Source organism: Nocardioides secundeburneus, from assembly GCF_039939255.1.
Classification (GTDB): Bacteria; Actinomycetota; Actinomycetes; order Propionibacteriales; family Nocardioidaceae; genus Nocardioides.
The window spans coordinates 265,964-286,485 of sequence record NZ_JBDUUE010000001.1 but is presented as its reverse complement, the minus strand read 5'-3'; the positions used below and the strand labels follow the sequence as shown (position 1 = coordinate 286,485).

Here is a 20,522-nt window from a genome sequence, read left to right as displayed (position 1 = left end):
ACCGTCGGTGGTGGCCTCTAGGGTCGGACGCACCATGACCCTCCACCTCCACCGCGCCCCGCGCACCGATCAGCTCGCCGACGCCCTCGGCGAGCTGCTGTCGACGCCGCTGGCCGACCCCTTCGCGCAGGAGGTCGTGGTGGTGCCCGAGAAGGGGGTCGAGCGGTGGCTCGCCCAGCGACTGTCGCACCGACTCGGCGTCGGCGCGCGCGGGGGAGACGGGGTGTGCGCGGGCGTCTCGTTCCTGCGGCCGGGCTCGCTGGTCTCGATGCTGGTCGACCGCGAGCGCGACGACGTCTGGGCGCCCGACCGGCTGGTGTGGCCGCTCCTCGAGACCATCGACGCCTCGCTCGGCGAGCCGTGGTGCGCCGACCTCGCGCGGCACCTCGGTCACGGCCAGACCGGTCCCGACGGCGACCTGCGGCGCGACCGCCGCTACTCCGTCGCCCGGCGGCTCGCCGGGCTGTTCGCCTCCTACGCCGTCCAGCGCCCGCAGCTGGTCACCGACTGGCGCGAGGGCCGCGACACCGACGGTGCCGGCGCGGCGCTGCCGGCCGACCTCGCCTGGCAGGCCGAGCTGTGGCGGCGGCTCGTCGTCCGGGTCGGGGTCGAGGCGCCCGACCAGCGCCACGCACGCGCGCTCGAGTCCCTCGCGGCCGGCGGCGACGCCCTCGACCTGCCCGGACGCCTCTCGCTGTTCGGTCACACCCGGCTGCCGGTCACCGAGGTGGCGCTCCTCGACGCGCTCGCGCGGCACCGCGACGTCCACCTGTGGCTGCCGCAGGCCTCGACCGCGCTGTGGAGCGACCTCGCCGACCTCGGCGGCCCGGTGCCCCGCGACGCCGACCCGTCGGCCGAACGGGTCCACCACCCGCTCCTGGCCTCCCTGGGGCGCGACACCCGTGAGCTGCGCCGCGCGCTCGACGTTGCACTCACCGACGTCGCGGTGCCGGCCACGCAGGCCGAGCCGACCACCCTGCTCGGCTGGCTGCAGCACGACCTGCGGGCCAATCACCTGCCCTCGACCTCCGAGCGCGCGTCGCGGTCCTTCGACCCCGCCGACCGCAGCCTGCAGGTGCACGCCTGCCACGGCTCGGCCCGGCAGATCGACGTCCTCCGCGAGGTGCTCGTCGGCCTCCTCGACGACGACCCCACCCTCGAGCCCCGCGACATCCTCGTGATGTGCCCCGACATCGAGGCCTACGCGCCGCTCATCTCGGCGGGGTTCGGCCTGGCCGACGTCGTCGAGGGTGCGGCCGGGCACCCGGCGCACCGGCTGCGCGTGCGCCTCGCCGACCGCGCGCTCACCTCCACCAACCCGCTGCTCGCCGTCGCCACCACGCTCGTCGGCCTCGCCGGTGGCCGCGTGACGGCGTCCGACGTGCTCGACCTCGCCGCCACGGCCTCGGTGCGGTTGCGGTTCGGCTTCAGCGACGACGACCTCGACCGCATCACGCGCTGGGTGGGCCAGGCCGGCATCCGCTGGGGCCTCGACGCCGACCACCGGGCGCGGTTCTCCATGCAGCGCTTCGCGCACAACACGTGGCGGGCCGGTCTCGACCGCGTGCTGCTGGGTGTCGCCATGAGCGGCGACGACCACCGTCACCTCGGCCGCGGCCTGCCGCTCGACGACGTCGGCAGCTCCGACATCGACCTCGCCGGTCGCCTGGCCGAGCTCGTCGACCGGCTCGCCCGGTGCCTGACCGGTCTCGAGTCGGCGGTCGACGTCGCCGAGTGGATGACGGTGCTCACCGAGGGAGTGCGCGGCCTCACCGACGTCGAGCCCGACGACGCCTGGCAGGTGCCCCAGCTCGAGCGCGAGCTGGCCCGGGCCGCCGGCGACGGCACGCCCGGCGTGCCGCTGCGGCTGGCCGACGTCCGCGCCATGCTCGACTCCCGGCTGGGTGGGCGGCCCACGCGCGCCAACTTCCGCGTGGGCACGCTCACGGTGTGCACCATGACGCCGATGCGGTCGGTGCCGCACCGGGTCGTGTGCCTCGTCGGCCTCGACGACGGCGTCTTCCCCCGGCTCACCACGGTCGACGGCGACGACGTGCTCAAGCGCCGGCCGTTCACCGGCGAGCGCGACGTCCGCAGCGAAGACCGCCAGCTGCTGCTCGACGCGCTCCTGGCTGCCACCGAGCGCGTCGTCGTCACCTACACCGGCGCGAGCGAGCACTCCGGGGCGTCGCGGCCGCCGGCGGTGCCGCTCGGCGAGATCCTCGACGCCGCCGACCGCACGGCGTCCGCGCCGGTGCGCGAGCACGTGCTCGTGCAGCACCGGCTGCAGCCCCACGACCCCGTCAACCTCACGCCGGGTGCGCTCGTGCCTAGCGACCCGCGACCGTTCAGCTTCGACGAGGCCGCGCTCGGCGGGGCCCGCGCGGCCGTCGTCGAGCGGGTCGTGCCACCGCGCCTGGTCACCGCGCCGCTCCCGCCGGCCCCCGCCGCCGACGTCTCGCTCGCCGACCTCAAGGCGTTCTTCGCCCACCCGGTCCGCTCGTTCCTGCGCCAGCGGCTCGACGTATCGACCCCGCTCGCGCCCGACGAGGTCAGCGACGCGATCCCGGTCGAGCTCGACGCGCTCGAGAAGTGGGGCATCGGCGATCGCATCCTCTCGAGCCTGCTGGCCGGCCACGACGCCGACGGCGTCCTGCTCGCCGAGCAGCTCTCCGGCACGCTCCCGCCCGGCGGCCTCGGCCTCGGCTCGCTCGGCGACGTCGCCGGTGAGGCGCAGAAGCTGCTCGACGCCACGGCCGACCTGCGCTCGGGCCGCCCGCGCACGATCGACGTCGACCTCGACCTCGGCGGCGGACGCCGTCTCACCGGCACCGTGCCCGGGGTCTTCGGCTCGAAGCTCGTCGGCGTCGGCTACTCACGGCTCAAGGCCCGTCAGCGCCTGCACTCGTGGATCGACCTGCTCGCCCTGAGCGTGGCGCGCACCGACGAGTCGTTCACCGCGCACGCGGTCGGCCGCGAGAAGGCCGGGCCGCGGCGCGCGCTCGCCGGCCCCCTCGACCACCGGGCCGACGAGTGGCTGCGCACGCTCGTCGAGCTGCGCGACCGGGGCCTGCGCGCGCCGCTGCCGCTGCCCGTCGCCACGGCCGCCGCCTGGGCCGAGGGCCACGTGCGCGAGCAGCTGGGCGAAGACGTCTCCGCCGTCGCGCTCGCGCGCCGAGCCTGGGAGACCGACCCCTACAACGCCTTCGGCATCGAGGGCGAAGACGCCGACGCCTACCACCGCCGCGCCTACGGCGACGCCGCCCCGATCGCGGTGCTGCTCGACGCCGGCCTGGCCGACGTCGCCTGGCAGGTGTGGGAGCCGCTCCTGACCGGTGGCGAGAAGGTCGGGCCCCTGTGACGAACGCTGTGAGCACCGTCGACGAGATGCAGCCCTTCGACATCGCCGGCCCGTTGCCGACGGTCGGTACCACCCTGCTCGAGGCGAGCGCCGGCACCGGCAAGACGTGGACCATCGGCGCGCTCGTCACCCGCTACGTCGCCGAGGGCGTCGCCACGCTCGACGAGATGCTCGTCGTCACCTTCGGCCGGGCGGCCAGCCAGGAGCTGCGCGAGCGGGTGCGCGCCCAGCTGGTCGAGGCCGAGCGGGTGCTGGCCGGCGACCCCGACCCCGCGCTCGCCGAGGCGGTCGGCCGGTCCGAGCTGCTCATGCTGCTGCTGCACGTCGACGACGCCGAGCGCGCCCGTCGTCATCGGCGCGTGGTCGAGGCTCTCGCCGGCTTCGACGCCGCCACCATCGCCACCACCCACCAGTTCTGCTCGCTGGTGCTGGCCTCGCTCGGCGTCGCCGGCGACACCGACTCCCGGGCCCGGCTGGTCGAAGACCTCGACGACCTCGTGCGCGAGGTCGTCGACGACCTCTACCTGCGCGCCTTCGCCTTCGCCGAGGGCGGCCCGGCGTTCACCCACGCCGAGGCGATGGCCATCGCCCGCGCCGCCGTCTACGACCCGCAGGCCCGCCTCGAGCCCGCCGACGCCGACCGCGGCACGATCGCCGGCCGCAAGGTGGCGTTCGCGCTCACGGTGCGCGCCGAGGTCGAGGCCCGCAAGCGACAGCTCGGCATCCTGTCCTACGACGACCTCCTCAGCCAGCTCGCCCACGCCCTCGACGGTGACGACTCGCCGGCCCGGGTGCGCATGCGCGCGCGGTGGTCGATCGTGCTCGTCGACGAGTTCCAAGACACCGACCCCGTGCAGTGGCAGGTGCTCGACCGGGCGTTCAGCGGGGTCGCGACGATGGTGCTCATCGGCGACCCCAAGCAGGCCATCTACGCCTTCCGCGGCGGCGACGTCGCCACCTACCTCGCGGCCGCCGAGACCGCCACGACCCGACAGACCCTCGGGGTCAACTGGCGCAGCGACGCCGGCCTGCTCGCCGGCTTCCAGGAGCTGCTCGCCGGGGCGCGCCTGGGCCACGACCGCATCGTCGTCCGGCCGGTCACCGCCCACCACGACGAGTCCCGCCTCGTCGGGGCGCCGTCGCCCGCGCCGTTGCGGCTGCGCGTCGTCCGCCGCGACACCTTCGGCAAGGGGCGGCGCTCGTCGCTGCCGGTGGCCGACGTGCGCACCCACGTCGCCCGCGACCTGGCGCTCGACGTCCGGCGGCTGCTGGCGGCGCGGCCCACCTTCGACGCCGCCCCGCTCGAGCCGCGCGACGTCGCCGTCATCTGCTACCGCCACGCCGACCTCGCGGCCTCGCAGCAGGCGCTGCTCGACGTCGGCGTGCCGGCCGTCATCGCCGGGGGCGGCTCGGTCTTCGCCACCGCGGCCGCCGTCGAGTGGCTCACGCTGCTCGAGGCGCTCGAGCAGCCGCACCGCAGCGCCCGGGTGCGGGCCGCCGCGCTCACCTGCTTCGTCGGGCACACCGCGGCCGACCTCGTCGACGGCGGCGACCGGCTCACCGACCGGGTCGCCGAGACGCTGCGGCGCTGGGTCGAGCTGGTCGAGCGCCGCGGGGTCGCGGCCGTGCTCGAGGCGGCGTCGGCGTCCGGGCTGCCCGCGCGCGTGCTGGCCGAGGTCGGCGGCGAGCGCCGGCTCACCGACGTCCGTCACATCGGCGAGGCGCTGCACGAGGTCGCGCAGTCCGAGCGGCTCGGTCTCGTCTCGCTGCTCGCCTGGCTGCGCGAGCAGGTGCTCGAGGGCCGAGCCGGTCGCGGCACCGAGCGCACGCGCCGGCTCGACTCCGACGCCGCCGCCGTCCAGCTCGTCACCATCCACGCCAGCAAGGGCCTGCAGTACCCCGTCGTCTACCTGCCCTCGCTCGGCGACCGGTTCGTGCCCCGGCCCACCCGCCCGCTCTTCCACGACGCCGAGGGCCACCGCTGCCTCGACGTCGGCGGCGCCGGCCCGCACTGGAGCGACCACGTGAGCCGCTGGAGCGACGAGGAGGCCGGCGAGTGGCTCCGGCTGCTCTACGTGGCCATCACCCGTGCGCAGTCGCAGGTGGTGTGCTGGTGGGCGCCCACCAAGAACGCCGTCGCCTCGCCGCTGCACCGGCTGCTCCTGCGCCCCCAGGGCGAGACCGACGTGCCCGACCTGCCCGCCGTCCCCTCCGACGACGACGTCGTCGCGCTCTTCGGTGCCTGGGCCGCGCGGGGCGGCCCGGCCCCCGAGGCCGCGCTGCACGCCGACCCGGGGCCCGACCCGGCGTTGCCCTCGGTCGGACCCCTCTCGGTGCGCGCCTTCGACCGCGAGGTCGACACCACCTGGCGCCGCACCTCCTACTCCGCGCTGAGCAACGTCGAGTCCGGGCCCACGCCCGCCGTCGGCAGCGAGCCCGAGCAGACGCCGAAGGACGACGAGGAGGTCACCGCGCTAGCCGAGTCGGCCGGTGCGGCGTCCGGTGCCGTCGTCTCGCCGATGGCCCACCTGCCCGTTGGCGCCACGTTCGGCTCGCTCGTGCACGCCGTCCTCGAGCACGCCGACCCCGAGGCGCCCGACCTGCGGGCCGAGCTGCTGACCCACGTCGACGAGCAGCTCGAGCGGTGGCCGGTCGACCTCGACCGCGACGAGCTCGTCGACGCCCTGGTGGCCGTGTGCGACTCGCCGCTCGGCCCGGCCGTCGACGACCTCACGCTGCGCCGGATCCCGCTGCGCGACCGGCTGCGCGAGCTCGACTTCGAGCTGCCGCTCTCCGGGGGCGACCACGCGCCGCGCTCCGGCGAGGGCGGGGTCGTGCTGGGCGACCTCGCACCGTTGCTGCGCGCCCACCTGCCCGCCGGCGACCCCGTGCTCTCCTACGCCGACGCGCTCGCCGTCCCCGCCCTCGGCGAGCAGAGCCTGCGCGGCTACCTCACCGGCTCGGTCGACCTCGTGCTGCGCACGGGCCCGGCGTCGAGCTCTCGCTACCTGATCGTCGACTACAAGACCAACTGGCTCGGGCCGTTCGACGAGCACGAGCCGCTCACCTCGCACGCCTACCGGCCCGAGGCGCTCGACGCGGCGATGGGCCATTCCGACTACCCGCTCCAGGCCCTGCTCTACGCCGTCGTGCTCCACCGGTTCCTGCGCTGGCGCCAACCCGGCTACGACCCCGAGCAGCACCTCGGCGGCGTGCTCTACCTCTACCTGCGCGGCATGTGCGGCCCCGACACCCCGGTCGTCGACGGCGTCCCGTGCGGGGTGTTCTTGTGGCGCCCGCCGTCCGCGCTGCTCGAGGCCGTCTCCGACCTGCTCGACGGGGTGGTCGCATGACCCAGCCGATCATCGAGCCGTGGCCCGGCCACGACCGCCGTCTCGCGGCCGGGGCCGCCGGACTGCTCGAGACCTTCAACGAGGCCGGCGTGCTCGAGGCGGGCGACGTGCACGTCGCGGCCCGGGTCGGCGACCTCGGCGGCGAGACCGACGAGAGCGTGCTGCTCGCGGTGGCGCTCGCCGTCCGAGGGGTGCGGCACGGGTCGGTGTGCATCGACATCACGACCGTGCCCGAGCTCGCCGGCGACCTGCCGTGGCCCGACGCCGTGGCGTGGGCCGCGGCCCTCGCGGCGTCGCCGTTGGTGACCGCCGGGGCGGTCCGGGTCGAGGGCACGCTCGTCTACCTCGACCGCTACCACCGGCTCGAGTCGCAGGTCTGCGACGACCTCCTCGCCCGGGTCGGCGCCCGCGAGGTCGACGAGCGCGCGCTCGCCGCGGCGCTCGAGCGCGTGCAACGCGGCCACTTCAGTGCCGAGCAGCGCACGGCCACCGAGCGCGCGTGTCGCCAGTCCACCACGGTGCTCACCGGCGGCCCCGGCACCGGCAAGACGACCACGGTCGCGCGGCTGCTGGTGCTGCTGGCCGACCAGGCCCGCGCCCGCGGCGAGCGGTTCACCTACGTGCTCGCCGCGCCCACCGGCAAGGCGGCCACCCGGCTGCAGGAGGCCGTCCTCGGCGAGCTCGACGGCCTGGACGCCGCCGACCGCGAGCTCGTCGGCCGGCCCGAGTCGCTCACCCTGCACCGGCTGCTCGGGTGGCGGCGCGACAACGCGACCAGGTTCGTGCACCACCGCACCAACCGCCTCAAGTACGACCTCGTCGTCGTCGACGAGTGCTCCATGGTCGAGCTGACGATGATGGGTCGGCTGCTCGAGGCGGTGCGGCCTGAGGCACGCCTCGTGCTCGTCGGCGACCGCCACCAGCTCACCCCGGTCGGCGCCGGCGCCGTGCTCGCCGACATCGTCGCCGGGTTCGAGGGCTCCTCGTCGTCGCCGGTGGTGTCGCTGACCACCAACCACCGTTCCACCGAGGACATCAAGGCGCTCGCCGAGGCGCTGCGCGCCGGCGACGCCGCCGACGTCGTCTCCGTGCTGCGCCGCGGCGGTCGCGAGGTCGAGTTCGTCGAGACGGCCGGCGTCGACGACGCCGCCGCCGCGCTGCACCACGACGCGGTCACGGCCGCGCTCGCCGTCCGGGTGGCGGCCGAGCGGGGCGACGCCGCCGCGGCGCTCGACGCGCTCGACGGCCACCGGCTGCTGTGCGCCCACCGCGAGGGGCCCTACGGCGTCCGGCACTGGAACCGGCAGGTCGAGCGGTGGCTGGTCGAGCGCACCGAGCAGCCGATCTACGGCGAGTGGTACGTCGGCCGGCCGGTGCTGGTCACCACCAACGACTACGCCCTCGACGTCTACAACGGCGAGACCGGCGTCGCGGTGGCCGGCGGCGACGGCCGGCTGCGGGTCTGGATCGCTGGCGCCTCGGGCGCCGCCGACGCCGACCGGCTGCGCGACTACGCGCCGGGCCGGCTCGACGCCGTCGACACCATGCACGCGATGACCATCCACAAGAGCCAGGGCAGCCAGGCCGAGCGGGTCACGGTGCTGCTGCCCGACGAGACGTCACGGCTGCTCACCCGCGAGCTGTTCTACACCGCGGTCACCCGGGCCCAGCAGCACGTGCGCGTGGTGGGGTCCGAGGCGTCCGTCCGGGCCGCCGTCCGGCAGCAGGCGCAGCGGGCCTCGGGGCTCGCGGGCCGACTCGCCGGTGCCCGCACGACGGACGAGCGTCACGGCGCCGAAACGCGGTCCGGTTAGGGTCGAGCAGTGCCCTACCTGCTGCGCGTCGAGCTGCCGGACGTCCCCGGCTCCCTCGGTCGACTCGCGACCGCGATCGGTCATGCGGGAGGTGACATCGAGGCCATCGAGATCGTCGAGAAGCGGCTCGACGGCACGGCTCTCGACGACGTCCTGCTCGACACCGAGCCGGGCATCATGCCTGACTCGATCGTCTCGGCGTGCAACGGCCTCGACGGCGTCCGCGTCGTCTGGATCAGCCGCTACGCATCCGGCGGTCTGGTGCTCGACCTCGAGGCCGTCGAGGAGCTGACCGCCGAGCCGGCCGAGGCGCTCGACCGGCTGGTCGACCTCGTGCCGCGCACGTTCCGCGTCGACTGGGCCGCCCGCGTGCACCGCGGCAAGGGCATCACCCACGCGACCGGCGCGGCGCCGTCCGAGCTCGAGTTCGTCGAGCTCGAGCGCGCCGAGCGCCTTGAGCTCGACGGCGAGGACGGCGACGGCGAGACGCTCTACGCCGGTGCTCGCATCGACGGCAACGAGGTGCTGCTGGTCGCCCGTCGGGGCGGGCCCGAGTTCCTCGAGTCGGAGGTGGCCCGGCTGGGCCACCTCGCCAGCCTCGCCCAGTCGATCAGCCGCGGGTAGCGCTCAGATCCGATCAGACCCGCTCAGATCCGCTCGAGCAGGAAGACCGGGATCTCGCGGTCGGTCTTCTCCTGGTACTCCGCGTAGGGCGCGTACTGCGCCACGCAGCGCTCCCACCACTCGGCACGCTCCTCGCCCTCGGCGACGCGGGCGCGGTAGGTGTGCGGCTCCGGCCCGTCCTGCAGGTCGACCTCCGGGTGGGCCAGGAAGTTGTGGTACCAGACGGGGTGCTCGGGGTCGCCGCCCTTGCTGGCGACGGCGGCGTACACGCCGTCCTTCTCGACCCGCATCACCGGGTTCTTGCGCAGCTTGCCGGATTTCGCGCCGCGCGAGGTGATCACGACGATGGGCCACTCGGGGTGGCCCTGGAGGGTGTTGGCCTCGCGGCCACCGGTGGCCTCGTAGGTCTCCACCTGCTCGCGGACCCACTGGCTGGGGCTGGGCTCGTACTCGCCTTCGAGAGTCATGTCGCCCACAACAGCACCTCGCGGGCGCGTGTTCCTCACCCGCTACGGTGCCTGTCATGAGCGCCATCGAGGGTGTGTCCGAGACGTTCGACGCCGACGCCTGGGACGTCGTCCCCGGCTTCGACGACCTGACCGACATCACCTACCACCGCGCGAAGGCGCACGGCACGGTACGCATCGCCTTCGATCGGCCCGACGTGCTCAACGCGTTCCGTCCGCACACGGTCGACGAGCTGCTCCGCACCCTCGAGCACGCCCGCACCTCGGCCGACGTCGGCTGCGTCATCCTCACCGGCAACGGCCCGAGTGCGAAGAACGGCAAGTGGGCCTTCTGCACCGGCGGCGACCAGCGCATCCGCGGCCGCGCCGGCTACGAGTACGAGACCCCCGGCCACGACGACGACGGCGCCCCGCCCAACCCGATCGACCGGGCCAAGCTCGGCCGCCTCCACATCCTGGAGTGCCAGCGCCTCATCCGGTTCATGCCCAAGGTCGTCATCTGCGTCGTCCCCGGCTGGGCCGCCGGCGGCGGACACTCGCTCCACGTCGTCTGCGACCTCACCCTCGCCTCGGCCGAGGAGGCCCGCTTCAAGCAGACCGACGCCGACGTCGGCTCCTTCGACGGCGGCTTCGGCTCCGCCTACCTCGCCCGTCAGGTCGGCCAGAAGTTCGCCCGCGAGATCTTCTTCCTCGGCCAGGAGTACTCCGCCGACGACGGCGTCCGCATGGGCACCGTCAACCGCGCCGTCCCGCACGCCGAGCTCGAGGCCACCGCCCTGGAGTGGGGCCGGCTGATCAACGGCAAGTCGCCGACCGCGCAGCGGATGCTCAAGTACGCCTTCAACGCCATCGACGACGGCCTCGTCGGCCAGCAGATCTTCGCCGGCGAGACCACCCGCCTCGCCTACATGACCGACGAGGCCGCCGAGGGGCGCGACCAGTTCCTCGAGAAGCGCGACCCGGACTGGAGTGAGTACCCCTGGTATTACTGAATCGGCCTGTTTCCGCAGGTCAGAGCCTTAAGCAGCCCTACCGGTCCGCAGACGGTCCGCAACTTGAGCGGCCTCCCGGCGTCGTCGAGCTTTCGGTGAGCCCGACCGACGGGCTTGACTGTCGTTGCCCTTGCGCGATCGCTCTGGCGCAGTGTGTGGAGAACTGCACACCGACGGGAAGGCGACGCTTGCAGGATGCCCGCACGTGCAGTCGGCGTCGGCGTCGGCGATTGGTTTACCTCGGACCAATAGGATCGGGAGATGCGCGTGGCGAAGCTCGAGGAGAGGCACTGTCCGAAGTGCGGCCGTGTTGAGACCGTGGAGGTCGAGTACGACGTCGTTCGGCTTCTGGGCGGCAGTGAGGATCGGACCCCAATGCGGGGCACGTGCCGACTCGGGCACGAGGTCGAGGTGTGATTTGCGCGGCCGCGGAAGGCAAACGTCGAATCATGGTGCGACGACGAACTTAGCTCCCGTCGGTGTGCGCTCACAGCGAGCGCTCCTCGGCCGCCTGGATGACGAGGCCGAATACCCGCTGGACGTGGTCCGGGGCGTTCTGGACTGGCGCTCCCTGGTGCGGCGAAGTAGGCAGCCGACCCTGGCCAGTCACGAAGATGCCGCTGGAACTACGCGGGCGTACCCCGCCGCTGAGATCAGCGGTACATGCGCCTCCAGCCGACCCTGGAGGCCTGCTTGATCACGCCGCTCTCGGCCGAGTAAGTGAACCGCCACTTGAGTTCGTCGCGGGTCGCCTCGTTCCAACTGCACCCGTCGGGGTCGTAGATCGAGCAGTGCCAGTGCGCAGGCGTGTCGACCGTGAGAGCGAAGTCGTACGCCTGGCCGGCGACCAGCGGGGCGTCGGTGAAGTACTCACCGCCGAACCCGGAGGCCTGCTGCGACCCCGAGAGCCTGGGCCGCTCCTCGACGTAGGAGTCATCGTGCTCGAAGAACTCGAACCCGTCGACATCCAGCGACGTCCCGGTCTCGAAGTCCATGACGTCGAGGGGTGGCATCGACCGCGCGTCGAGGTGGAGCCACGGGTCGACCGGTGCCGGCGGCCGCGGCCTCCTGACCTCGCACGCCGTCCGGTCCCGGTCGGGGTCGAGGCGGCGGTTCTTCTTGTAGACGCCGGATCTGACGGCTGGGCGGTGGAAGCCGGACCGGGTCTGGGCGGCGGCGGCCGCGCCGGTCTTCGCGATTCCTCTGGGGAAGTCGGCGCGGAGCTTGGCGCACGACCCGTACTTCTTCGCGCGCGTCGTCTCGGCCGGCGCCGGCGCGGCGGACAGCGTCGCCACCAGCACCGCCAAGGCCGCGAGCACGGCGGCCGTCTTGTTCCTCATCGTTTCCTCTCGCGCCCGCGGCGCCCGCCGGCGGGGGGGTCCATTGTCCTCCGTGCCGGCCGCGCCGGTCTCGGGAATCAGTAGGACGGCGTCGAGACCATCGCGCAGGCGGCCTCGGCCGCCCAGACGGCCGCCTTCAGCGAGTCGGCGCGCCCCTCGACACCAGCCGGAGGCCCTCAGGCGCCAGCCGGGTCCTGACCGCCAGCACCTGCTCGGTCAGCAGGTCGCCGCCGTCGTGCGACAGCCACCCCTCGCCGAGCGCGCGCGTCCGGCCGGAGACCGTCTGCTTAGTCGAGCCCTGCGCGGACTCGTGCCCGACCTGCATGCATGACCGCGGGGTCGGAGACTAGGCTCTTGCCGACGCGGCACGGCGTCTGGCAGCTCGCCCGTGACGACGTCCGCGCCGGCCTGCGGGACCGATCGGAGACCGGCGACCACGACGCGCCCGCCCTCGTTCCAGGCGCGCGCCACCGAGACGCCGTCCGAGAACCAGCCTCGACGGCGGTCGCGTCGGGGGCCCTGGCCGGGACCGCGGCAGCGAGCGCCGCCCGCGCGTCCTGGGTGGACACCGGCTGCCGGGCACCGACCTGGGCACGGGCCTCAGCTGCCAGGTGTTGAGGTACTGGCTGGTGAAGGCCGCCATCGGGTCCTGGTCGTCGAGCTCGGGGTAGGCCTCGCCGGCGACGGCCAGCAGATCGCGGCGAGCCTCCGACCAGGTGCGGGCTCGCCGCGCCAGACCGCCTGGACCAGGCGCCCGAGATGACGTCGGGCGAGTTCGGCTGGCTGATCGGCCGCGTCCGGAGGCGCGTAGAGGTCACGAAGGACACGCTGAGTTCCCGCGCTAGTCGAGGGCGAACACCCCGGGCTGCTTGAGCCGGGCGCGCGCGTCCCCCGGGTCAACGTCGCCGCGCAGGACGGCCTCCCTCAGGCGGAACAGGTCCCTGGTGTCGAGCACCATCCCGCCCGACTCCGCGAACGCCGCGACCTCCTCCGGGTTCGACGTGAGAGGCGCCTGCCGGGTGCCGGGGTCGGAGTTGAGTAGCTGGTTGACGACGTACCAGCGAGCCGACGGAGGCTTGCCCTCGGCGAGCGCGTATCTCAGAACGAAGCGGTCGATCCGCATCAGGTCGCTGACCTTCGCGCCGCCCCCGTACCCGCGGACCTCGGCGAGGGCCAGCCACCCGGGGTCGTCGGGGTCAGCGACGCGGAGGTCCTCGAGGAGGTCGCCCTTCTTCGCGTGCTCCTCGTCGGCGTCCGTGACGCCGAACCCTAGGTCGGCCAGGGCTGCGCGGACCTCGTCCTTCAGTTCGTTGCCCTGGCCGGTGAGTAGTCGCCGGCCCCCGTCCTTGGCGGAATCGGACGCGGCCACCAAGTCCGCCGCGACGCGAGACAGGTCGGCCTCGAATTTTCGTGTCGCCTCGCCGTACGCAGCCTCGAGAGTGATCCTGGCCGAGGATGCGTCTCGCTCGGCACCCGTCTGCCACTGCGGGTCAGCCAGCCAGTCGGTCACCTCTGGCTCGAATTGTTTGGGGTCGGTGTGCCGCCACCAACTGAGCGCTGCCGCGACCCACCGCTCGGGGTTCGGCGCTTCGAGCGGGAGCCACCACCATTCGCTCGACCCCTGGCCGCCGCGAGAGATCAACCCGGCCACCATGTTCCCGTTCGCGTTGACCAGGAAGGGAGTTTCCGGGGGCTGAGTGAACTGGTAGGTCAATTTGGCCACCGCGCTCGTTGGCGCTTTTCGCAGTTCGGCGGCGAGCTGCTCGAGAAGTGGAGCGACACCGGGCGGGTGGCCTCCTGGCGCGGAAAAGCTCCCAGACGGTTCGCGCGAGTCGACGCTGCAGCCGATCCAGTTGCCGTCTGAGACTTCGATCCGGCTAGTCTTCGTACCGCCGAACTGCACTACGTGCAGGTGCGGAGCAAGATCGCTGTCGCATCCCCAGAGGGTAACCGCGTCCCACTCGCGCTGATTGACCTCGTGCTCCAATTCATACTGCGTTACGAAGCGCACCGTTGGCGCGAGGCTCTGAAGTAGCTGGACGAACTCAGGCTCCTCCCACTGGTCCGCAACGACTAGCAGCCGTGGCTTGGGCTGCTGCCCAAACACTGTTGACATGGCGCCCCCTTCATTGAGGGCTGATCATCGCAGTTGACGCCGACAAAGCTCAGACGAAGGACTTTCCCGGCTCGCTCGAGATGGTGGGCGAGCCGGGAGGCCATCTTCGAGCGGCGAACCAGGTGGCGCACGCTCCGCGACGGCGCGAGCCCGTCGGCCATCCATCGGATCAGCTCGCCGTCGCCCTCGTCGCCGTCGGGGTGCGGCAGCACCGCGTCGACATCGGCGAGGTCGACGACGGCGACGCTGTTCGGGTAGGCGTCGCAGTCGGCCTCCCCACGATCGCGACGCCCCCGGCCGCACTCGTCGACGTGCCGGACCAGCAGGGAAACGACTTCTCGGTCGCGGACACGACAGCACGTAGTGGCCTTCGTGGGCCTTCACATCGCTGGCCACTATGGCCTTCTACTCGCCCGGAAGTTTCGCCATGCCGACGGGCGTCGGGGGCGGTGACTTGCCGGACCGGCGGGTGAGCGTGACTGCTTAAGATCGACTCACTTGAGAACCGCAACGCCTGCTCATACCCGAGCATCTCGAGGACGCTCGTCACTCCGCCGGCTTGCTCAGTTCGGGCCTGACTCATCTTCACTATCGAGGCGGCACTCGCGACAGGATCTCTTGTCTAAGATCGTGTTGTGCCGCCTCTCCTGAATTCGGGTCGCTACACACTAGATCTCGACGAGCTGTACTCGCGTCTTTGGGAGCTAGCGCAGGAGCACGGTGATGGCTCCCGTCTTTACAACTCATCAGGTGCGCACTCACTAAAGTCGCTCGTTAGCGAACTCTCAGGTGCGCCCGCCCCGCCGAAGCAAGCGTCGAGGGAGAACAACAGCCTTCGACATCAAGCGCGAACGATAATGGTGAAGGACGGTTGGGCTCTCGAGATCAGCGAGAGACAGTTCCGTCTCCTGCGCGACCCGTTACTCATCGACCTCGATTGGCCGACGATTGAGTGGGTCAAGCAACCGGTCAATCTTGCGACTGGACTGTCAACCGGCGCCTCCGTCAGGATGCGTCATCTATCCGATTGCCTCCACTGGCACCGAGGTGACGATGGGGAGTTGATCGGTGGTCCGGCCAGCGTCGCGACCGACGCGGAGATGGCAGCCGTACCGCCATGTGCCACATGCATCGCAAGAGCAAGGCGGGCGAACCATGACGAGCATGGAACCCGGCTCATCGAGCCAGATGAGTGGAGCGGGGTGAACGACGATGTCCGGGTAGGCTCGACCGACTACCAAACTGTGCAGAAGGTACGACGGGAACAGCCCTATCTTCGGCGGCACCTGCTGCAAGGTCGAGGCGACGGCGTCTGCTCCATCTGCGGTCGGCTACTCCCAGCAGACCTGCTCGTAGCGGCGCACATCGCCCCGCGGAGCACGCTGGACGACGCGGAGAGGCTTGACTTCAAATCGGCCGCCATGCTCGCATGCGTCTTGGGTTGCGACGCTCTCTTCGAGAGGGGCTACCTGATTGTCAATCGAGACGGCCAGATTGAGGCCGGGCTAGGCCCGCAACCGCTCGCCCTAGCCCGCGTGATAGCCGATGTTGTCGGTCGTCCCTGTACTGCCTTTAACTCCGCCACCGCTACGAGATTCAAGGCGCGGCGGACGCGAGTTTACGGTGATTGATGGCCCCAAGCCGTCGGCCGCGCGCTCGATCGAGCGCGTCATTCCGCCTCAAGGACTGCGTCAATCCGATTTCGGCTTGAGCGCAGCCTTGGCCAGTTGCGATGCCGCGGCGCGAGTCCGGTCCCCCGCGGTCGGCCAGAGGTGGCCGTAGGTATTAAGGGTCGTCGTCGCGGCGGCGTGCCCGAGCGAGCGTTGGACTGTGACGACGTCGCAGCCTTCGGCGATGAGGCCGGAGGCGTAGAAGTGGCGGAGGTCGTGGAGGCGGACCTGGTCGAGGCCGGCGGCGGCTCGGGTGGTGCGCCAGCAGTAGCCGACGGTGTTGTTGGCGATGACCTGGCCGTTGATGCTGAACAGCCATTGGTCGGTCCGCGGGCCGGCGCCGATCTGCGCGGCGATGTGTTCGCGGAGGATGTCGACGAGCTCGTCGGGGATGAAGACGACGCGCTCGGAACCGAACTTGGGACCGCGGACGACGGACTCGGTGCCCTCGATTTGTACTTGGCGGCTGATCGAGAGCTGACGTTGGTCTGCATCGAGGTCGCCGACCTGGACGGCTGCGGCCTCGCCGAGTCGGAGGCCGGCGAAGGCGCAGAGGGCGACGTAGGTGCGGAACCCGACGCGGATCGAGATGTCCCTGCTCTCCGCATGCTCGAGGAGGAGGCCGACCTGTGCGGGGGTTGGGATGCTCATGGCGGCCTCGGCTCGGCGTCGGCGGGGGAGCGTGACGCCGACGGACGGGTCGTCGGAGATGACGCGCTCGAGCACGGCAGCGCGGAAGACGGAGCGGATGATGACGTAGCGGGTCTTGATGGTGGTGGGCGCGAGGGTCGTCGTCATCGCCTTCACCCAGGTCTCGACGTGCGAGCGGCGGATCGAGCTCATCGGTAGGTGGCCGAACTGCACCGTGCTGACAGCATTGTCGGCGCTGACCCGGGTGCGGTGCACCCAGATCTGCCGCGCGGACCACTCGGCATAGAACTCGTCGAACGTGACGCCGTCGGCCCGCGGGTCGACGTAGCTGCCGCGGACGACCGATGTGGTAATCTCGTCGAGCCAGCGCTGAGCGTCGACCTTGCGGTCGAAGTGCCGCGAGTGCTCGCGGCCGTTGTCGTCGCGATAGCGGGCGCGCCACTTCCCGTTGTCTCGCTTGGCGATGCTGCCCGGCACGGTTCCTCCCTCCGTAGGTCAACCCAGCGTGTGGCGCCGGCGTCCGGCGCGGGCCCGGCGCCGCCGTCCCTGTGGATGACGGCGGCGCGTGGCCCGCTGTGGAGAACTCGTCACGCGGCGTTCGGGCCGGGGCCGCTCTGGTCGTGCAGCCAGGCGAAGACCTCCGCGCGCCAGTAGCGGACGGCGCGGCCGACGCGGAAGCTGTGTGGTCCTTCGCCGAGGTGGCGCCAGTAGCGCAGCGTGGCGACCGGGACGCGGACGATGTCGGCGACCTCGTCGATGGTCAGGAGCACGTCGTCCTGGTCAGGCATTGTCGTGCTCGTTTCGCATCGGGGAGTCGGCGATCGCGGCGGCGATGAACCTGCGTGCCTCGCCGACGGTGATGTACAGCCGGCCGGCGCCGTTGAAGCGGGCCCAGCGTGGGCCGAGCCCGCGTTGACGCCAGTCGCGCACGGTGCGCTGGGGCGTGTGGATGAGCTCGCAGAACTCCTCGAAGGTGAGGAGCGTGTTCTCGTGCAGTTCCTCGGGGATGTGGATGCCGTGCATGTCATGCCTCCTGTGCTGGGCCAGCGTTGGCCTCGTTCAAATGGGTCCTCCCTCTGAACACGTGAATTTCGACCCTCCTCATGCGCACGGCAGCGTCACCAATTGCAAAGTCGCGACGCTGGACGGCGTCCGACGTCTTCGGACCGACACCACGTGAGGTCAGGTCGGAGGATGGGTAGTCGTTGCGGGTCATCGGCGGTCCTCCTCGAGCGGACGGACGCCGCTCCTACCTCAGATAGGGCGAAACGAAGACCCTGGCGATCAACGAACGGCCGAGAACTTTCAGGAGCGGTCGTCATCGGCCGATGCCGCTGCCTCGCCCGAGGGCAGGTCGGGTGCGCTGGAGGTCCTCGGGGCGAGGACGTCGGCGCGGCGGGTCGATGGGCCCGTACTGCTCGATCTCCTCGAGCGCGGCCTCGCGGGCGTGGGCCGGCCCGAGGTCGGCACGGTCGCGGGTGAAGGTCTCGATCCACTGCGCGCGGGCGTCGTCCAGGGTCTCGGCCACGAGGTGGGCGGTGTTGCCATGTCGGCCGCGGGTCATTGCGACATAGGCCGAGCTCGCGGTGGTGGTCTCGCCGAGGGCGAAGTGCGCGCGATCGACGGTCTCGCCCTGGGCGCCGTGCACGGTAGTGGCGTAGGCGAGCTCGACGTGCGCGGTGGCGTACTCGCGCGGGAGTGTTCTGGTGCCTCTTCGTCCGGACACGGTGACTCCTCCGCTTTGGGCGATCGCGGTGACGTGCCATTGGTCGCGGTTAGCGACGTCGAGGTCGCGGTCGTTGCGACGGGTCGCGACGCGGTCGCCGACGGCGATCTGCGCGCCAGCTGCGGTGGTCACGACCGCTCGGTCGGTGGGCCTGGTCGCGGGTTGCTGGTCGCGGATAGTGGCGTTCAGGCTGGCGACGTGCTCGCGGGTGTCGGCAATGACGAGGTCGCCGGGGGAGGCGGCGGCGATCTGGGCGAGGGCGGCTTGGCGTTCGACGTCGGTGGCGTGAGCGACGACGTCCCCGCGCTGGACGAGGGTGTCGAACACGGTCCCGGGTCTGGCCCCGGTGCGCATCTGCAGCGACAGGTCGGCGTAGTCGGGGTCGGTGAAGCGGTGAACGGCTTCGAGGGTGAGGTGGTTGTCGGGGTGGACCCACCTGGCGGCGTGGTCGAGGACGCCGCCGCGGCCGACGGCGGGGAGCTGGTGGCGGTCGCCGACGAGCGCGATTCGGGCGCTGGCCTCGTCGGCGACGGTGAACAGGGCCCGGGCGGTGTCTTGGTCGAGCATCCCGGCCTCGTCGACCAGGAGCACATCCCCGGCAATCAGGCGCGCGTCGAGGTGGATCCGTGACGGGTCGACATCGTGGCGAGCCCAGCGGCCGTCGGCGTCCCATCGGAAGCCGTGCTGGTGCACGAGCCATGCCGCCGAGAACGCAGGTGCGCCGAGCTCGGCGGCTGCGACCTGGGCTGCCTTCTTGGTTGGCGTGACGACGACGAGCTCGTGGCCGCGTAGGTGGAGGGCTTGTTGCGCGACGGTGAGCGTGGTCGTCTTCCCGGCGCCGGCTGCGCCCTCGATGACGACCAACGGGCTGGTACCGGCGAGGGCCGCGACGACGTGTTGCTGGGCGTCGTCCAGTCGGATCGAGGCGGCGCCTACGGGGTACTCCCCGGCGACGTCGGCTGCGATCTCGTCCGGAGCACCGGGTGTGGCAGCTCGCGTGACGAGGCGGCCGACGAGGTCGGCCTCGACCTCAAGCACCTTCTCCGACGTCAGGTGTCGGACGTGTTCGGGGACGTCGTCGCCCGCGACGAGTCGGGTGCATGCAGCAACGGTGCGCGCGGTCAGGTCTTCGGCGAGCTCGCGGCGCACCGCGGGGTCGGTGATGACGCCGACGGTCGCGAGGATGTTCTCGACCTGGCCGCGGACGTCGGCGGCGTTCCACGCCGATCCCTGCGCGCCGAGCCGCGAGAGGGCGAGCCGGGTGACGGCGTCGCGGTTGATCCGACCGATCGAGGCCGACGCCGGCCGGGAGGCTTCCGCCGGCTGTCGGGGCGGCTCGCGGAACCCGAGGTCGTGGAGCTCGTCGATCCACGCGGCGGCGATGTCGTGTCCGTCTGTCGGGGTCGCCTTGTGGGGGCGCGCTTCGGCCCACGCCCGGCGGTCCCACGAGCGGCGGAGATTCGGGCCGGGCTCGTGGCCGGGGTGGTCGCGTCGCCAGTCGGCCTCGTACCGGTCGACGTTGCGCGCGATCTGCTCGGCCCGTGCGGAGAACTTGCCGGCGTACGGGGCGAGCTCGCGAACCTCGCTGCTCGCGTCCAGCGAGTAGCCGTGCGCGGCGAGCACGGCGCGGAACTCGGGGTCGCACATGACCGCGGCGTGACCGATGCCGTTGATCGCCTCGATCGACCGGACGGTCCCGACCGAGTGCAGACCACGCCACGCGCCGTCCGCCAGGACGCGAGCGTTGATCTGGAGATGGATGTGACGGTGCGGGTCACCGGCCCGGGACGTGTAGTGCCGCACGAGCGCTGCGTCGAGCTGGGACACGGGTACTTGCACCTGTCGGCCCCGCGGTCCGACCCGAGTGGTCGAGTGCTCGGCGAGCCAGGTGATGATCTCGACCGCTGCACGTTCCTGTGCGGCGTCGTACGCGGCGCCGACCTCCGGGTGCAACGCGGCCGCGAGCGACCACGTCTTGGGTCCGTTCACGACGACCTCGACGAACCGCAACGCGCGCTCGTCCGTGCGAAGTCGGCCCTTCGCGAGACCGGTCGTGACATCGAAGCCGGCAACCCACTGCTCGTAGGTGTCGCCGTCCATCGGCTGAGCCGCGGTGACGGCGACCTCGGACGTGTCGCTGAGCTCGTTGGTGTGCACATCGGCGACGTAGCGCGAAGCGATCCCGGTGCCCTCGGCGAGGTAGTACTCATCCGCACGCGTGCGGTCTGCCTCGACGTAGTTTCGCGCCGCGTGCGCGGCACCGCGGTAGAACTTCACGCCACCATGCATTCGTCGTCCACCCCGTCTGCTGAATGATCGTCACTCGACGTCAACTAGCCTTGAAATGACGCTGGCCCGTCCCAGAGGGACGGGCCGAACTACGAACTTCGTAGCATGCGTGCCGCAGC

12 protein-coding genes are annotated in these 20,522 nt (G+C 72.0%); 5 read left to right on the top strand and 7 right to left on the bottom strand.

Annotated features, from left to right (window positions below):
• Positions 1-34 precede the first annotated feature (34 nt).
• Genes recC through ABFT23_RS01300 form a run of 4 tightly spaced genes read left to right on the top strand, consistent with a single transcriptional unit; the run spans position 35 to position 9,152 of the window.
• Positions 35-3,361 (top strand): exodeoxyribonuclease V subunit gamma, encoded by a 3,327-nt coding sequence (gene recC, locus ABFT23_RS01315; RefSeq protein ID WP_347891995.1) that lies wholly within the window; start codon positions 35-37, stop codon positions 3,359-3,361.
• Positions 3,362-3,369: 8 nt separating this feature from the next.
• A complete protein-coding gene (locus tag ABFT23_RS01310; RefSeq protein WP_347891993.1) occupies positions 3,370-6,714 on the top strand; it encodes a UvrD-helicase domain-containing protein in 3,345 nt (1,114 codons plus the stop codon).
• A complete protein-coding gene (gene recD, locus ABFT23_RS01305; protein ID WP_347891992.1) occupies positions 6,711-8,528 on the top strand; it encodes an exodeoxyribonuclease V subunit alpha in 1,818 nt (605 codons plus the stop codon). Before ABFT23_RS01310 ends, recD begins: the two co-directional genes overlap by 4 nt.
• A gap of 9 nt (positions 8,529-8,537) precedes the next feature.
• Positions 8,538-9,152: an ACT domain-containing protein gene (locus ABFT23_RS01300; protein WP_347891990.1), complete on the top strand. Its 615-nt coding sequence runs from the start codon at positions 8,538-8,540 to the stop codon at positions 9,150-9,152.
• Positions 9,153-9,175: 23 nt separating this feature from the next.
• Here ABFT23_RS01300 and ABFT23_RS01295 read toward each other — a convergent pair whose 3' ends face one another.
• Positions 9,176-9,619, bottom strand: a complete 444-nt coding sequence (locus tag ABFT23_RS01295; RefSeq protein ID WP_347891988.1) for a nitroreductase family deazaflavin-dependent oxidoreductase — start codon at positions 9,617-9,619, stop codon at positions 9,176-9,178.
• Positions 9,620-9,675: 56 nt separating this feature from the next.
• On the opposite strand from ABFT23_RS01295, the gene ABFT23_RS01290 reads away from it, so the two are divergent.
• Entirely contained in the window at positions 9,676-10,611 is a 936-nt protein-coding gene (locus tag ABFT23_RS01290) for a 1,4-dihydroxy-2-naphthoyl-CoA synthase (RefSeq protein ID WP_347891987.1), read from the top strand.
• A gap of 653 nt (positions 10,612-11,264) precedes the next feature.
• Here the strand turns inward: ABFT23_RS01290 and ABFT23_RS01285 are convergent.
• From ABFT23_RS01285 to mobF, 6 genes are all read right to left on the bottom strand, one after another.
• The gene (locus ABFT23_RS01285) at positions 11,265-11,951 is read right to left on the bottom strand and encodes a hypothetical protein (protein ID WP_347891985.1); all 687 of its coding nucleotides are present in this window, start codon (positions 11,949-11,951) and stop codon (positions 11,265-11,267) included.
• An 841-nt stretch (positions 11,952-12,792) separates the two neighbouring features.
• The gene (locus ABFT23_RS01280) at positions 12,793-14,067 is read right to left on the bottom strand and encodes a hypothetical protein (protein WP_347891983.1); all 1,275 of its coding nucleotides are present in this window, start codon (positions 14,065-14,067) and stop codon (positions 12,793-12,795) included.
• 1,691 nt (positions 14,068-15,758) lie between these two features.
• Positions 15,759-16,865, bottom strand: coding sequence for a tyrosine-type recombinase/integrase (locus ABFT23_RS01275; protein ID WP_347891982.1), 1,107 nt, complete (start codon positions 16,863-16,865; stop codon positions 15,759-15,761).
• Positions 16,866-16,975: 110 nt separating this feature from the next.
• Positions 16,976-17,176 (bottom strand): helix-turn-helix transcriptional regulator, encoded by a 201-nt coding sequence (locus tag ABFT23_RS01270; protein ID WP_347891981.1) that lies wholly within the window; start codon positions 17,174-17,176, stop codon positions 16,976-16,978.
• Positions 17,169-17,411, bottom strand: coding sequence for a hypothetical protein (locus ABFT23_RS01265; RefSeq protein WP_347891979.1), 243 nt, complete (start codon positions 17,409-17,411; stop codon positions 17,169-17,171). The genes ABFT23_RS01270 and ABFT23_RS01265 overlap by 8 nt, the downstream gene beginning before the upstream one ends.
• 295 nt (positions 17,412-17,706) lie before the next feature.
• The gene (mobF, locus tag ABFT23_RS01260; RefSeq protein WP_347891977.1) at positions 17,707-20,391 is read right to left on the bottom strand and encodes a MobF family relaxase; all 2,685 of its coding nucleotides are present in this window, start codon (positions 20,389-20,391) and stop codon (positions 17,707-17,709) included.
• Between the last annotated feature and the right edge of the window lie 131 nt (positions 20,392-20,522).

Coding starts and splice junctions, on each gene's coding strand:
- recC (WP_347891995.1), top strand. CDS start 35: ATGACCCTCCACCTCCACCGCGCCCCGCGCACCGATCAGCTCGCCGAC.
- recD (WP_347891992.1), top strand. CDS start 6,711: ATGACCCAGCCGATCATCGAGCCGTGGCCCGGCCACGACCGCCGTCTC.
- ABFT23_RS01295 (WP_347891988.1), bottom strand. CDS start 9,619: ATGACTCTCGAAGGCGAGTACGAGCCCAGCCCCAGCCAGTGGGTCCGC.
- ABFT23_RS01290 (WP_347891987.1), top strand. CDS start 9,676: ATGAGCGCCATCGAGGGTGTGTCCGAGACGTTCGACGCCGACGCCTGG.
- ABFT23_RS01285 (WP_347891985.1), bottom strand. CDS start 11,951: ATGAGGAACAAGACGGCCGCCGTGCTCGCGGCCTTGGCGGTGCTGGTG.
- ABFT23_RS01280 (WP_347891983.1), bottom strand. CDS start 14,067: ATGTCAACAGTGTTTGGGCAGCAGCCCAAGCCACGGCTGCTAGTCGTT.
- ABFT23_RS01270 (WP_347891981.1), bottom strand. CDS start 17,176: ATGCCTGACCAGGACGACGTGCTCCTGACCATCGACGAGGTCGCCGAC.
- ABFT23_RS01265 (WP_347891979.1), bottom strand. CDS start 17,411: ATGCACGGCATCCACATCCCCGAGGAACTGCACGAGAACACGCTCCTC.